This window comes from Chryseobacterium sp. SG20098, from assembly GCF_031844745.1.
Lineage (GTDB): Bacteria > Bacteroidota > Bacteroidia > Flavobacteriales > Weeksellaceae > Chryseobacterium > Chryseobacterium cucumeris.
The window spans coordinates 2,421,381-2,436,656 of the sequence record NZ_CP134622.1 but is presented as its reverse complement, the minus strand read 5'-3'; the positions used below and the strand labels follow the sequence as shown (position 1 = coordinate 2,436,656).

Below are 15,276 nucleotides of genomic sequence, written 5' to 3'. Positions count from 1 at the left end.
CATATAGATATTTTAAGAGCCTGACCTATTTCAATTGCATAAATCAGGCTCTTTTATGAGTATTCAAAATCTTAAAAATTGCGAGATCTTATTATTTTGAAAAAGCAACAGGTAACTAAATTGAGTACCATTTTAGATATATAAATAATAAAAGCAACTATCAATACTCCCATAGTAAAAACAGCTTCTTTTACCTTATTTCTGATCTATTGATAGTGATAATTCCATTTTCCTTGAGTGATCCATCCCAACCCATTGAAATAAATCATATATTTGAATTAAGATAAAAAACAAAATTATGTCAAAATTATTACCCCAAGTAGCCCAAACTTCAATTACATTTCTTGAAAAATCACGTACAACCCCAAATGATAATATTCTAGTATCAGGAATCCTAAATGTGACTAGAAATGTAGTATTATTAAAAGACTCTGAAAATGGTTATCGTATTGGACAAATGAAATTACTTCTTGAAACTTATAATGAGGAACTATCAAATGGTAGCATCCTTGATGCAAAATCAAAATCAATCGTACATGATTTATATGATGAGCTAATTGGAATTTTAAAATCTTATATGCCTGTTGAGGGCTAGTCAATTTAAATTACGAACAGTACAAAAGGAACTTATAGATTATTTTTAACCTTCTGTACTGTTCCTATACTGACCAAACAAATTTTAGCCGTATCCCTGATAGAATTTCCTTTCTTTAGGCTCTTAATCACTTCTTTATACTTAGATAGAAAATCGTCTACACTCTCCGTAGAACCTTTCTCACGCCCTTTATAGATGCCCTTAGCTTTTGCAAGTGCGATACCCTCACGTTGACGCTCTAAAATGGTTTCACGTTCCATTTCGGCTATATTTGCCATAACAGAAATAATAAGTTTGAATGCCTGGTTCTCTTTTCCTTTGATAAGGCTTTCTATTCCTAGATTATCCACTTTGAGAATAACGCCCTTTTCTTTGAAAAATTCCAGAGTCGTAAGAATGTCGTAAAGATTACGTCCTAACCTGTCAATAGAACTTACGGAAACGTAATTAATCTCATTATTTTCAATTGCTTTTATAAGTTCCTTCCCTTGTTCTCTATCCTTAAAAGGAGTAGAACCGCTAACAATATCAGTAAATACTCTTTCGCCCTGCGCTTGTCTCTCTTCCTGTCTTGCTGTATTCTGTGCTCCTGTTGAAACTCTTATATATCTTGCTTTCATTTTTAAAATAGTTATAAAGCACCCTGCATTTAAGCAAGGTGCAAAGATTGTTATTGTTGTTAGTTTCGGAAGTAATACCCGTTAGAACTCATATAATCATACATTAAATGTCTGGCGGTTGCTTCCCAATCAATGTAAATGTAAGATGGTAGGTTTTCAGGTATTGAACCTTCCTGTTCTAAAGTACACTGCGCAAAATCCTCGTCTGAACTGTACTCACCATAATAAGAATCTGAAAGGCTCTCTAATAGGTCGCTTACGTCCTCATGATAATAACTCATGCACTCTGCATAGGCTTCTATAACCTCGAAATTATAATCTGAATCATTGATTTGTTCGGCTATCCCATAAATGTCTGCTGAAATGTGGCACTCGCTGATTAGCTTTTGTTTGATAAAGAACTCTGAACATTCATAATCCTGAAACATATATTCGGGGTCGTCTTCATCTTGGTGTAGTTCCTGCATAGCTTGTAAAAGCTCGTCATAATTTGAATAATCCGAAAGGTTTAACCATTCCCCATAGATTGAACCTTCATTGTACTTTTTGTACGTTCCGACATAGATTTGGAAATCTTCCAAACAATTTTGTAACTTTGTCATTGTAGATAAGTTTTTGATTGAACACTGAAATTTATTTTACACACTCCCCATTCAATATTAGTAGTATTGATGGGGTTTTTTGTTGCCTTTTAGTAGTCGAAAACCGTGCCAAATGTTATAAAAATAGGGTGATATTCAATGAAATAGCATAAATATTTTGAATTCGTAAAAAATCTCTTCAAACCTGTACTAACTCTAGGCAGTAGTCTAAAAATATTAAAAAAAGTGACCAGGTTTTTAGACCGCCAGAAAACTTCCAGTCGGCTTTTCAAAGGTGGGGGGGTATAGCAAAAACTCGCCTTCCCCCCTCCCCCTAAGACTAATATGGGTACTCTTCAGAGACATCTAAAATAATTTTTAATACGACGACTTTTGTCGTATTACCATAAGAAATTTGAATAAAAGTAAATAAAATGGTGAAATATGTGGAAAACCCCATACTGTGAATAGTTTTTTTTTACTATACTTACGCATTTATTAACAAAATGGTTGAGATTAAACTTATTAATATTGTAAATGGCTAAAGGTAAGATAGATAGCAACTCAGGTGTTCATGCAAATGTAGGCTTCGATTTTCAGAGGAATACATGTGTTTACATTTTCTTAGAAAAATATGAGACATTAAAATCTCAAGATTATTTTATAATGCTTGAACATTATGACGACATTGTTTTTGGTTTTTTAAATGATAAAGGGGAACTGTCACAAGTAACAACTTACCAAGCAAAAAAATCATCTACGGTCTGGACAACAAACCAAGTTTACGAAATCATACAAAAAATAAGTGATATTGGCATTGAAATATTTAAAGACCCATTAGAAAAAACTAAAAATTACATACAGTCACAGCATTTCATTACCAACAATACAATTGCATTAGATTATAAATGCTCGACAAGTAAAAAAACTAAAAAAGTTTACATTAATGAAACTAACGAGTCCATCGCTTACTCTGCACTTAATAAAGATTGTCAAGATAACCTAAAAAGGGGAAATTCTGAGGTTACTTTTAACAGTGAACAAACTAATCATTTTGATAACCTTAATTTTACATTTATTGATTTAGGTAGAAATACAAAAAATCAGTTAGAACTTTTAAGTGGTAAATTTAAATCTGTTTTCGGAAAATCAATAGTAGACCATGATGCGGCTAGAGATACATTTATTAAGCGTCTCAAGGAGATTGAAGGTACATTTAATCAGGGAGGTGTGCTCAGACTTGATAATAAGAAAAAAAGAATTGAATCTTCTCAAATTGATGAAATTTTAAGAATATTAACAACAAAAAATTTAGCATTAGAATTTTGTAGAAAAAAAACTGAAAAAATATGTGAAGAACTTTCGGTAAATGTTTATGAAGCAATGTCTTTCGAACTAAACTTTGAAAACAGCTTGGATGAATTTAAAGATTTGACACAAGGTGAACACCAAAAAATAATCCGTTTCATCGAAAATAAAAAAGGTACATTTCATAATTTCACTAACGATGTACTTTGTATTAAAGCATTATATGAGTCATTTCTAACCGAACAAAATTCAACTTTAAGTCCATTACAACTAAAAGCATCTATATCTGCAGGATACTTTTTAACACTTATGCAACAATGAAAACATATCTGACAATTAACCAAATATTTATTCATAGCGAAGCCAACAATAAGAGCTTTTATACTAGTTTTGGTAAAAAACTCAATGTAATCTACGGAGCAAATACTGCTGGAAAAAGTACATTAATACAACTAATCCTGTTCACATTTGGTATAAATGACAACAAAGCTAAACTCACAAAAATATTAGAAGAAAATATTTTCATAAGGCTCGATGTTGCTGTTAAAAAAAATAATGAGATAATCGAATATGTTTTTATAAGAAAAGACGAAACTATTTACATTAAAGATTCAAAATCAAAAAAAGTATTAACATTCAATGGCATAAGTGGAAACACCTCTGTTGAACATGCAAAACTAAAAGAGTTTTTTAACGAACTTTTAGACTTTAATTTAATATTAGAATCTAAAAATGGTGTATCTAAAGCGCCCATAGAAACCATTTTCCTACCTTATTACGTTTCTCAAGATGTCGGATGGGTTTATTTGAGAAAATCATTTAGCAATTTGGATTTTTATAAAAATTTCAAGGATGATTTTTTAGATTACTATTTAGGCATTACTAAACTTGAAAACAAGGAGCAAAGAAAAGAATTAGAAAATGTGCTAAGTGAAAAAAAATTTCAATATAATTTTTACGTCAATTTTGAAAGAAAAGACCAAGCGATTATCGCTTCAAAGTTAGTTGATGATTCATTTAAGGGAAAAGGACAAGAATTTATTGATATAATAGCTAAAAGAAAAAAGGATTTGTTACAGCACGAAAATAGTTATGTAAAAAAAACTAATTTATTGACTTATAACAATCAAAGACTTTCAGTGATTTCAAAAGTAAGTAGAAATCATAGTAAACAATTTCCTGGAAAAGATAATTGTCCAATATGCCAGCAAGTATTACCCAATGATACTAAACAAATCTATGAGTATTATCAAGAGGAAAATGATACTATTAAAATTAAACAGAGAATCCAAACAGAGAATAAAAAAATCCAATCTGAATTAAATTCTTTAAACAAAAAAATTAACGAACTAAGAAGTATTTTAGAGGATGATTATCGTAAACATGTAATTTATTCCAATAATAATGTAACGCTTGATGAATGGATAAAAGCCCAAGCTGACATTAAGCTTGAGAATTCAATTCATGAAAACATTGGAGTTTTAGCAATTGATATTGAGGAAATTAAGGAACAACTTAAAGATTTTAAAAATGATGATGACATTGAGAGCGAAAGATTAGCCAAAAACAAAGATTTTAAAAAATATTATAATTTCAACAATCAAAAACTAGATGTTTCTATTTTAAATGATAGTAGATTTAACTACGTCTATGAATTGTCAAGTTTCCCTTTTCAAGGAGTTGAGTTACACTTAGCTGTTTTAAGCTACCATTTTGCATTTAATAAAATTATTAATGAGACAGAATCGATACATAGACTCCCCTTCATATTAGACAGTATTTTTAAAGAAGATTTAGAAGGTAATAGTAAAAAGAAAATTTTGGAATTTATATGTAATAACTTACCATCTGATACCCAAACAATTATTTCAATTGCTGATAATAAAACAAAAGACTCTAAGATTGAGGATTATCGCAAAGATTTTTTTGCCAATAACACACAACTAATATGTATTGGAGACTCAACAAATAAAGAATCTATTTTAAAACCACACAGTCAAGAATTAGATGAAGTATTAAATGAAACCTTTGAAATAATGGAGTTTTTATAAGATATGGAACAATTGTTGAAGAAATTTTCTCATTTTTGCAAACTATAAACATTAAAACGGTTTAGTTATTGATATAGAAAAATTTATCTAAACGGCTATAATGCTATTTTAGAATAACATCGAAGAATAAAAGCGTAAAGCTATCGCATTGGTTACTGAAAACTAGGAATCTTCAAGACAACCAAATCCGATTGATTTACGCTCATGCTCCATACGGGCGTGGGCTAAGTCTTTCTGGTTGTCGGGTATCCTAGTACCTCAGTAACAGATTGACTTCAGTACCACGCTTTATTTTTTGCCCAAACTCAAACAAAATTTATAAAAATATGAGCAACACAAATGAGAGCGGATGTTTACCCGCATTTGCATTTATTCTTTATGCGGTCGTAATTATTGGTTCAGGAGTTCTATCCTGGAACTGGACAAGCCCAGAATCTTTCATTGGAGCCATCGGATTTATGATCGTCTGGGGAATCTTATCCTACATTGGTCACTTCATTCTACTTGGAATCATAGCCTTACTGTCTGAAAAATAGCCAATGAGAAGGATTTACCTATTAATGGCTTTTTACGCAGTAACTGGCTGTAAAAGGCAAGACACTTTGCAGGGGACTTATCCAGATATAGATTCTGCAAGCATAGATACTACTTATCAGGCTTCCACACCTACTTTTAGCGATTCCACAAGCTATATTCAGGACACTGTATCAAGTATTTCACTAAAACCAAAGTACGCCATTATAATGGCAGTAATAGCGCCTGATACTGATTCGGCACTGGTTAGAGAGAACATTTCCCGATATCAAAGTGTAGGAAGCGATATTATAGAAATGATGGATGTGAGCGAAGATGCAAAGTACAGGAAGATGGATGAGTTTGAGAAAACACTCTATAGAGAAGGCGCTGTTGCTTCAGGAATGAGCGTAAGAAAAAGGAAGATACTTGTATTTGACTCTTACGCCGAAGCCTCAAAGCAAAGAGAAGAATTTATTAAATAATAACAATCAAATAATTTACAATGAAAAAACTGATTTTTACTGTACTGCTTGCAGTACCAACACTTTATTTTGCGCAGGAAACAGGGAAAGACAAGAAATGTGACCTTCCACCCAATTATGTAGAACCAGCTCCTGATAAAAAGGTACAATCTTTTTTGAAAAAAGTTGATGCAACGATTGAAGACCTTAGAAAACACGTTGCAATAGACAATGATTGCGAGGAAAAAGATGTTGTCTTCTTGCGAATTTCAGAGCAGAAAGGAAACGGATTGTATGATTTGTGTGTAAAAAGTAAAAATATCAAATATAAGCGCATGGGTTCTGTTTACATGAAGGCAAACGAAAACCCTTTTGATACTGCCAAATGATACTGAAATTACAGATGCAAACAACCTGTTTTCCAGCAATCAAATTTAGAACATACAGCATTTGGGGTGATGTATGGCTTATTTTGATGATGGTTTCAATACTTATTTTGTACATGGTTTGTGCTTATTACTTTATGAAAAGTTTGAGATCCACAATCAATGCAATAAAAGAATATTTCAAAAAGGAAAAATGCTAAATACTTCTATACCTGATTATAACACGACAAGTTTTGTCGCTTTTGAGGTATACCTTTGTCATAAGTTAATTTAGAACAGATACAAAACACTGAAAGGTGATAATTTTCATATTCACTTAATACATAAATCTTTCTAAGCAGATGTAAAAGCAATATTTTTACAATGATTTAAAATAAGTAATTAACAACCCAAAATTCAACACAAGTATGAAGAAACTCTACTTTAGTGCATTAACTCTATGCACTACCGCTGTATTGTACTCTCAGAGTGTGATATGGCAGAAAGACATCAAATCCAGTTCGCAGGATTTTCTAAGCCAAATTACTACGACTATTGACGGGCAGTACCTGATCACAGGAAGCTCTATACAGCCACCCAAAGCTGGAAGTAAGCAAAATAACGGCTATGATTTTCACCTTGTAAAGCTGAATCAGCAGGGAGAGCAGGTTTTTGAAAAATATTTTTCAGGAAACAATCACGACTATCTATCTTCAACGGTCACTACTCAGGACGGAGGATTCCTTATTTCTGGAACATCCTATTCAGGTAAAGGTCTTGATAAAAAGGAGGATTCTAAAGGCGGATCAGACATCTGGCTAATTCGAATTAATGAATTTGGAGACGAGCTATGGCAAAAAACTATTGGATCAAGTTCTGATGAAGAAGCAAGAGCTGTAATTCAGACTACAGATCAGGGATTCTTTGTTGCGGGTAATGTTCAGAACTCCCCTAAGGGCTACGGTTCAAAAGATGTACTTATCGTTAGATTAGATAAAGACGGAAAAGAACTCTCCCAATTTATTTTTGGATCGAAAGGATTAGACGAAATTGAGAAGATGATTCCAACACGAGATGGCGGAGCATTACTCGGAATTTATTCCAGAAGCAGTGTCGGTGGTACCAAGAAAACAGAAAACTACGGTGAAGGAGATTACTGGATTATAAAACTTTCAAAAGACGGAAAAATTGACTGGGAGAAAAACTTTGGAGGAAAAGGTGATGACCATGTAAGAACAATGGCTTTAACTTCATCTGGCTACCTCATAGGTGGAGAATCCAGATCAGAAAGATCAGGCAATAAAACCGTAGGAATAGAAGAAGGAACTGACCTATGGCTTATTGCATTAGACCAAAACGGAAATGAGCAGTTCCAAAAATCCTACAGCTTTGGAAACAGGGATATTCTGATGGGAATGAGCGTGATTCAGTCTTCCGATGATAAGTTATCTAAAGGCGTATTATTAGGTGGTTATACGCAGTCTGAAGACAGGATAAAAGCCGATGACGAGACATTTTGGTTATTGTATATTGACCAGTTAGGGAATGAATTATGGAGAAAGCATATAACAGGAGAATCCAGAAAAAAAGAAGAGAGATTATCTGATTTAAAGCTCAACCGTGACGGTTCGATTTTGATTGCAGGAACCAGCGCAGAAGAACTGGGAAAAGAAAACTGGAAGATTGTAAAATTGGGAGACAAGCAGGTAGACCAGCTGATTGAAAAACAGGACATCAAGATCTATCCAAATCCTGTATCTGATTATGCTTATGTAGAAATCGGCTTTGATTTTAAAGAGGCTGATATTCTGTTGTATGATATGAGCGGAAGACAGCTTCAAAACATTACTACCAAAAACAAAGTCACCAAAATCAATACCCAGGCACTGATTCAAGGTGCTTATCTGGTAACCATTAAAACTGACACGAATAAAACGGCTAGTGCCAAACTAATTAAGAAATAAACACGATGAAGAAAGAAAAAATAAAAATTGCCTTAATCTTATCATTTTTATCTGCAACCAGTATCCAATTTAATGCGCAGACCTATTGGCTTGACATGCAAACCATTAATGCTAACAGACCTAATGTAAGCAAACCAGAAACCAGCGGACTAACTCAATTCAAAATTTCTGATCAGCAGGTTGATTTGAGTACAGGAATTGTAAGACCATCAATAGCTATTGCTGATATCTCAACAAAGTCATTAAGTGAAAATGTATCCTTAATATATGACAAAGGTAAAGGAATAAGAGTAAATGATATCGCTTCAGATGCAGGATTGGGATGGGAAATTGAAGCTGGTGGATATATTAGCCGTAAAGTCAATGGTTTTCCTGATGATATTACTATATACACGAATGCAGCCGTAGGGGTCGCAGGCACCATAAGTACTCCAATGCCCAATAACCAGAAAAGTATTAATGGCTGGCTGGACTATGCCAACTGGAACCCTAAAATTTTTGCAACACCTTATAACGGAACTTTCATTATGGCTGAAAAGCCTTATAATAATCAATCACTTGGTGGTGCATTGCAAGGGCTTGCTATAAATATTAAAAATGGTGTTAATGTCGATAAATTCCGTTCACTTCTCGCTCAGCCCGTTGGTGGGCCTGCTCCCAATATATCAGATGGATACCTTATTGCTGATTTAGCGGCTATGCTTGGGGTAGGCTGGCAGATTCTTAATGTTGATGGTGAACCTGATGAATTCTATTTTAAGGTAGGAAAATACTCAGGCAAATTTATTTTTGATGGAGACAGAAACCCCGTTACCATACCACACATACCAGGATTAAAAATAAAAGCACCTTTTGGCTCTACAGACAACAAATGGGTGATCACTACCCCCGAAGGGATCGTTTACACACTTCCAAATACCCCTGAATATACAGAAAGGCTGTATAGCGAAACGGAAACAACCCCAGAACATGATGACAGTTGGGGGCTAAATACCCCTGACAGAAATGAAGGGATTGACGCTAATGAATACACTTCTAAATGGTATGTAAGTAAAATGGAAGGTATAAGTGGAGATTATATGAACTATGCCTATGAAACTTTACCAGATCTTATTTACAATGAAAAATCTTTTATAAAGCAAAAATTCTTTCCTGGAGGTAGTTATACAGCAAATCCCCCAAACTATTTTATATTTTCAGGAGATCCAGGCTTTACAGAACGTGAAGTTCCAAGAAATACAGACTTTAGACTCAAGTCACCAAAAAGAATTTCTGTAATCACAACGTCAGATCAAAATAAGATCAGTCTTTTTTACAATGGTCCTGAAAGACAGGATATTGACCAAAGCCAGAATGGAAACAGCAAGAGAAAAAGTCTATCATCGGTAGAAAAGTATGATTTTAATAACAATAGAATCTCAAAAATGGAATTTGTTCAGTCTTATTTTACGGGATCATGCAATGATTATAAATGTAAAAGATTAAAACTTGGTAGTCTTAAATCTATCGGAACGTCAAATGATCAGATTGCTTCGACAGATTTTGAATACAACATGACAGAGAGCCTTCCTTCACGAAACGCTTTTCAGCAGGATTTCTGGGGATACTTCAATGATAATACTGCTATGACCTTAGTTCCCGAGGTAATAAGCGCATCCTATGGCTGGAATTATGCTGGCGCCAATAGAAGACCTTCTGAAAACAGATCAAAAGCAGCAGTATTAACCAAGATTGTATATCCCACAAAAGGCAGTATATCTTACGAATATGAACTGAACGACTTTAATACAGGTGGAGCATCTTATATTACCAATAACAAAACAGGCGGACTTCGTATTAAAAATATCATTAAAAAAGAAAACAGCCAATCCCAACCAGTTACAACTACTTATAAGTACCTCCTTGCTAATGGACAGACCAGTGGAGAAATTCATCCAGAACTTCTGCAGGTAGCTGCATCCTTCAATAATAATGGAGCAGGAAGGCTGTCTGAAATTCAAAAGATCACAGTAAATGAAAATAATGGGAACAGAAGCCGATATATGGTTATATATTCTAGTCCCAAATACATGTACACAGATGATCTGATCAGATATTCAAGAGTAGTGGCTGAGACTGATGGAAAAGGTATAAAAGAATATACATTAAGTGCATTCTCCACTCATCCTGATGATGAAAAAGTAGGAAAAACATGGAAAAGCGCAGGTGCAAGTAATGGAGGTTTTACGCTCGATCCTCTGTATTTTTCCCCATATTTCTCAAAATATGCTACATGGGCTGCTCCCACTATTCATCATCCAGACAAAAGTTATCTAAGAGGACTTATTCTAAATGTTAAAGAGAAAGATAATAACGGAATACTTCTAAAAGAAATAGATAACCATTACCAGATCAATCCTTCGGGATTTACTCCTGCTACTGTCTACTCTTTGGGAGTTAATTCAAAAGATGTATTCCTTGCAGAAAACTCTGAAGTTAGTGAGATCAGCTATGAGGTCAGCAAGTTTACTGGAGATTATGTGTTTATGAATGATTCGACAGTAAAGGACTATATGAATAACACGACAGTAAGTTCGCTGGAAAACAATGCATTTAACAGCCTTTGTTTCCTGGCAAATAAGAATATAAAATATTCTGATAATGAACTCATGGAGGTTAACTTTAAATACCCTACAGATAAACAAATCAATAAACTGATCCTTGCTAATATCATTAGTGAGCCAGTAGAAACTGAAGTGAAGAAAAATGGAAAGATCATCAGTAAGCATGAAATAAAATATGACAATCCTTCTCACTTATATCCAAGTTCAATTATAAAAGAGGATCTTCTTGGAATTGCCACAACTGAAATTACATATGATCAGTATGATAGTGGAAACCTAACTCAGTATACAGATAAAAATGGATTAACTACGTCCATTATCTGGGGTTATAAAAATACTCAGCCGATTGCAAAGATAGAAGGAGCTAAATTAACAGATATTTCACAGTCGCTGATTGATTCCATTGTTACAGCTTCCAATACAGATGCTTCTGCTATGGCTAACAATGATGAGTCCGCATTTTTATCAGTGCTGAATACCTTTAAAAACGCTCTGCCAAACTATCAGATCACTACCTATACCTATGATCCTTTAATTGGAGTAAGAAGCATTACCCCACCGTCAGGAATCAGAGAAAACTACATTTATGATTCCGCAGGCAGACTTCAGAAAGTAGTAGATGTAAACGGACAGGTGCTAAAGGAAATGAAGTATAACTATAAAAACTAAACACAATGAGAAAAATAATAATACCAATAAGTGCTTTGCTTATAACAGGTACTCTGCAGGCACAGCTTACTACGCTTCCTAATACAGAAAACTATATCCAGAGTAAAACTTACTTCGATTATAATGGCACCACCGCTACAAAGTCTTTAGAAACTGTCCAGTATTTTGATGGTCTGGGAAGACCAAAGCAAATAGTCAATGTAAAAGCATCGCCACTAGGAAAAGATGTGGTTACTCCTATTGAATATGATCCGTTTGGAAGACAGGTAAAAGACTATCTTCCTGTTCCACAAGGAAACACTTTAAACGGAGCTATTACTCCCAACCCTTTAAGTAATCTATCCAGTAGCCCTTATGGCAATGAAAAGATCTATTCTGAGAAAGTCTTGGAAAACTCACCTTTGGACAGGATTCTGGAACAGAAACAAGTAGGCAATGATTGGAACGGAAAATCTGTAAAGTTCAGCTATGACACCAACGGATTGAATGAAGTCTATCAGTATATTACAACCACAAGTTGGGTAGATGGGGCTACAAAAAGTTCTCTGAGCTTATCCTCAACTACGGTGTATGCCCCTAACCAGCTTTATAAAAACTCTGTCAAAGATGAGGATGAGAATGAAACCATAGAATTTAAAAATGGTAAAGGTCAGGTTGTATTAGTTCGAAAAATAAAGAGTTCTTCGGAACATATTGATACCTATTATGTGTATAATGAATATGACCAGCTGGCTTTTGTCATTCCTCCTATGGCTGTTCATAAACCTATTACGGATGACCTTCTCAATACCTTATGCTATCAGTACCGTTATGATGGAAAGGGAAGACTGGTTGAAAAGAAAGTGCCAGGCAAAGGCTGGGAACTGATGGTGTATGATAAGGCAGACAGGCTGATGCTTACCCAAGATGCTAATATGACAGGAAAATGGTTAATGACCAAGTATGATCAGTTTGGAAGAGTTGCCTATACAGGAATATTCAACTCAAATGACAGTAGAGCTACAATACAGGATCAGATCAAGAATCTTGCAATTACTGATACCAGAGATTCTACAGGTTTTGTAAGAAATGGAATGAATATTTATTATACGGCTGTATATTTTACCCCTGAAAGTATCTTATCTGTTAACTATTACGACTCTTATCCTGCCTACAGTTTTAATCCTGCATTCCCTTCGGATATTCAGGGAGAATCTGTACTTACTGAAACTCCTACTTCTGACGGAAGGAGTACTAAAGGGATGCCTGTCATGAGCCTTGTAAAAAACATTGAAGACGACAGCTGGACAAAAGACTATACCTATTATGACAGGAAAGGAAGAGCTATTGGAAGCCACTCTATCAATTATGTGGGAGGATATACCCATACAGAATCCAAGCTGGATTTTGCGGGTGTTACCAAGCTGGCTATTACCCGACATAAAAGATTAGATACTGATACAGAAAAAGTGATTACAGAAACATTTGAATATGATCACCAGAACAGACTACTTTCTCATAAACATCAGGTTGATAACAATCCAACAGAAATTCTTGCGCAAAATACGTATAACGAAATTTCCCAGATTACCAATAAAAAAGTGGGAGGAACAGATATTGCAAACCCACTACAATCTATAGATTACAAGTACAATATCCGTGGATGGCTTACCAAAATCAATGATCCAGCTTCTTTAAACGGAAAACTCTTTGGGTATGAAATCAGGTATACTAACCCTCAGTACACCAATTTAGCTTCAGGAAGGTATAATGGAAATATTGTAGAAGTAGATTGGAGAAACGCTTCAGAAGATGTTTTGAAAAGATATTCTTACACTTACGATCCTCTTAACAGGCTGAAAGATGCTATTTATACAGAACCTGGAGCTACCAATCCGTATAATAACAACTTCAATGAACACCTGACTTATGATATGAACGGAAATATCATGACCCTGAAAAGAAATGCTTATCCTGTATCAGGAACTACAGCCACACAGGTAGATGATCTTGAATACAAGTACACAGGAAACCGTTTGAATCAGGTGATAGAACATTCCACTAACAGCTCAGGATATGAAGGAGGAAACAATATCATTGCTTATGATCTTAATGGCAATATGACTGATATGAAGGATAAAGGAATCCAATCCATTGCTTACAATTACCTTAATCTGCCTAATGCTATTTCAATCCAGAGTTTTGATTATATGGACAGGCCAATTAATACAGGGATATCACACCTATACCGTGCCGATGGGGTAAAGCTTCGTAAAACAATTTCACAGCAGTTTTATATGGGACTTCCTACCAGCCGTATGACAGACTATCTGGATGGGTTCCAATACTCATTTGAAGACAATGGCGGTACATGTTTAACCTGTAAAACTGAGACGGCATTTGAAGTACAAGCTTATTCCAAAAGACCACCACTGTTTCCTCCTACAGCTGAGTGGAAATTAGAATTTATACCTACCGCAGAAGGATTTTACAGTTTTGCAGAAAACCGCTATATTTACCAATACAAAGACCATTTAGGAAATATAAGAGTAAGTTTTGCTAAAAATAACGGTGGAGTGCTGGAATCTATAGATACTAATAATTATTATCCATTTGGATTAAACCATATAGGGGGATCTTCACGTTCAAACTTTGGAGGTTATTATAACTATAAATTCGGAGGTAAAGAACTACAGGAAACTGGATGGAGTGATTTTGGAGCAAGAATGTATATGAGTGATCTTGGTAGATGGGGAGTTATAGATCCACTGGCGGAAAAGATGACAAGACATAGCCCCTATAATTATGCCTTTAGTAACCCTGTTAATTTTATAGATCCTGACGGTAGAGAGGGGTTAGGTTGGATACATCAAATTATAGATGGACAACATAAATTGACCTATAATGCCAATATTAATACAACGCAAGAGGCAATGGATGCAGGGTATGCAAATGTATACGGTGTCGCAGAAACAGGCGAAGTTACAGATCAAACTACAGGTGATGTCAAATATACCTTAAATGCAGACGGAACTTATACTGATGCAAACGGCAACACTTCTTATGGAGCTACAACAACACCTGGAGGAATGTATATAAAAGGTCAAGGTGCTTTTGATCTTACCAGATATCTTTCTCATTTAGGAAATGAAGGTGGTAACTTTTATACAAATTTAGGAGGTGCTGGTCCTTTAAACCATACTAATCCTTTCTTTAGAGGGGATATTGATAAAATTGTAAGCTTGGATGGTTTTATGGGAGGAATGGTTAATAGTTTAAGCAGAGGAAATGATTGGAAAGATATTATGGCTTACAGGGTTGATATTATGGCATTGGGAGATTTAGCATATACATTTTTAGGAGGAAAGGTGCAACCTGTCAATAAAGATACAATTATTAATGCTACGGTACCACTTGATAATAAAGATACTATTATGCAATTTAAAGTGCCAAAAACAGGAAATATATATCAGAACTGGCATACAGGAAATAATTATGACGAAATTTCAAATCCATATGTAAAGGCAAAAATTGATAGTGTAATAAAGTCTAAACAAAAATAAT

11 protein-coding genes are annotated in these 15,276 nt (G+C 34.6%); 9 read left to right on the top strand and 2 right to left on the bottom strand.

Features of this window, described 5'->3' with window-relative positions; translation table 11 throughout:
* Positions 1 to 298 precede the first annotated feature (298 nt).
* A complete protein-coding gene (locus tag RHP76_RS11115) occupies positions 299 to 595 on the top strand; it encodes a hypothetical protein (protein ID WP_311230192.1) in 297 nt (98 codons plus the stop codon).
* 32 nt (positions 596 to 627) lie between these two features.
* On the opposite strand, the gene RHP76_RS11110 is transcribed toward RHP76_RS11115, so the two are convergent.
* A complete protein-coding gene (locus tag RHP76_RS11110) occupies positions 628 to 1,215 on the bottom strand; it encodes a recombinase family protein (RefSeq protein WP_311230191.1) in 588 nt (195 codons plus the stop codon).
* A gap of 59 nt (positions 1,216 to 1,274) precedes the next feature.
* Positions 1,275 to 1,817 carry an antirestriction protein ArdA gene (locus RHP76_RS11105; protein WP_311230190.1) on the bottom strand — a complete coding sequence of 181 codons (543 nt, stop codon included), beginning with the start codon at positions 1,815 to 1,817 and terminating at the stop codon, positions 1,275 to 1,277.
* 516 nt (positions 1,818 to 2,333) lie between these two features.
* Here RHP76_RS11105 and RHP76_RS11100 point away from each other — a divergent pair.
* The 8 genes from RHP76_RS11100 to RHP76_RS11065 all read left to right on the top strand — a co-directional run bounded on the left by RHP76_RS11100 (position 2,334) and on the right by RHP76_RS11065 (position 15,275).
* On the top strand, positions 2,334 to 3,425 hold the full coding sequence (locus tag RHP76_RS11100; protein ID WP_311230189.1) for a hypothetical protein: 1,092 nt from the start codon (positions 2,334 to 2,336) through the stop codon (positions 3,423 to 3,425).
* Complete coding sequence (locus tag RHP76_RS11095; protein WP_311230188.1) at positions 3,422 to 5,155, top strand: ATP-binding protein; 1,734 nt, start codon at positions 3,422 to 3,424, stop codon at positions 5,153 to 5,155. Before RHP76_RS11100 ends, RHP76_RS11095 begins: the two co-directional genes overlap by 4 nt.
* Before the next feature lie 326 nt (positions 5,156 to 5,481).
* Complete coding sequence (locus RHP76_RS11090; RefSeq protein WP_311230187.1) at positions 5,482 to 5,691, top strand: hypothetical protein; 210 nt, start codon at positions 5,482 to 5,484, stop codon at positions 5,689 to 5,691.
* 3 nt (positions 5,692 to 5,694) lie between these two features.
* Positions 5,695 to 6,153 carry a hypothetical protein gene (locus RHP76_RS11085; protein ID WP_311230186.1) on the top strand — a complete coding sequence of 153 codons (459 nt, stop codon included), beginning with the start codon at positions 5,695 to 5,697 and terminating at the stop codon, positions 6,151 to 6,153.
* A 20-nt stretch (positions 6,154 to 6,173) separates the two neighbouring features.
* The gene (locus RHP76_RS11080) at positions 6,174 to 6,521 is read left to right on the top strand and encodes a hypothetical protein (RefSeq protein ID WP_311230185.1); all 348 of its coding nucleotides are present in this window, start codon (positions 6,174 to 6,176) and stop codon (positions 6,519 to 6,521) included.
* Positions 6,522 to 6,925: 404 nt separating this feature from the next.
* Positions 6,926 to 8,461, top strand: a complete 1,536-nt coding sequence (locus RHP76_RS11075; protein WP_311230184.1) for a T9SS type A sorting domain-containing protein — start codon at positions 6,926 to 6,928, stop codon at positions 8,459 to 8,461.
* A gap of 5 nt (positions 8,462 to 8,466) precedes the next feature.
* Positions 8,467 to 11,733, top strand: a complete 3,267-nt coding sequence (locus RHP76_RS11070) for a hypothetical protein (RefSeq protein ID WP_311230183.1) — start codon at positions 8,467 to 8,469, stop codon at positions 11,731 to 11,733.
* A 5-nt stretch (positions 11,734 to 11,738) separates the two neighbouring features.
* The gene (locus tag RHP76_RS11065; RefSeq protein ID WP_311230182.1) at positions 11,739 to 15,275 is read left to right on the top strand and encodes a DUF6443 domain-containing protein; all 3,537 of its coding nucleotides are present in this window, start codon (positions 11,739 to 11,741) and stop codon (positions 15,273 to 15,275) included.
* Position 15,276: the final 1 nt, after the last annotated feature.

Bases quoted from the DNA above. Each gene is read 5' to 3' on its own strand.
- RHP76_RS11115 (WP_311230192.1), top strand. From the start codon at position 299: ATGTCAAAATTATTACCCCAAGTAGCCCAAACTTCAATTACATTTCTT.
- RHP76_RS11110 (WP_311230191.1), bottom strand. From the start codon at position 1,215: ATGAAAGCAAGATATATAAGAGTTTCAACAGGAGCACAGAATACAGCA.
- RHP76_RS11075 (WP_311230184.1), top strand. From the start codon at position 6,926: ATGAAGAAACTCTACTTTAGTGCATTAACTCTATGCACTACCGCTGTA.
- RHP76_RS11080 (WP_311230185.1), top strand. From the start codon at position 6,174: ATGAAAAAACTGATTTTTACTGTACTGCTTGCAGTACCAACACTTTAT.
- RHP76_RS11105 (WP_311230190.1), bottom strand. From the start codon at position 1,817: ATGACAAAGTTACAAAATTGTTTGGAAGATTTCCAAATCTATGTCGGA.
- RHP76_RS11065 (WP_311230182.1), top strand. From the start codon at position 11,739: ATGAGAAAAATAATAATACCAATAAGTGCTTTGCTTATAACAGGTACT.
- RHP76_RS11070 (WP_311230183.1), top strand. From the start codon at position 8,467: ATGAAGAAAGAAAAAATAAAAATTGCCTTAATCTTATCATTTTTATCT.
- RHP76_RS11095 (WP_311230188.1), top strand. From the start codon at position 3,422: ATGAAAACATATCTGACAATTAACCAAATATTTATTCATAGCGAAGCC.
- RHP76_RS11090 (WP_311230187.1), top strand. From the start codon at position 5,482: ATGAGCAACACAAATGAGAGCGGATGTTTACCCGCATTTGCATTTATT.
- RHP76_RS11100 (WP_311230189.1), top strand. From the start codon at position 2,334: ATGGCTAAAGGTAAGATAGATAGCAACTCAGGTGTTCATGCAAATGTA.
- RHP76_RS11085 (WP_311230186.1), top strand. From the start codon at position 5,695: ATGAGAAGGATTTACCTATTAATGGCTTTTTACGCAGTAACTGGCTGT.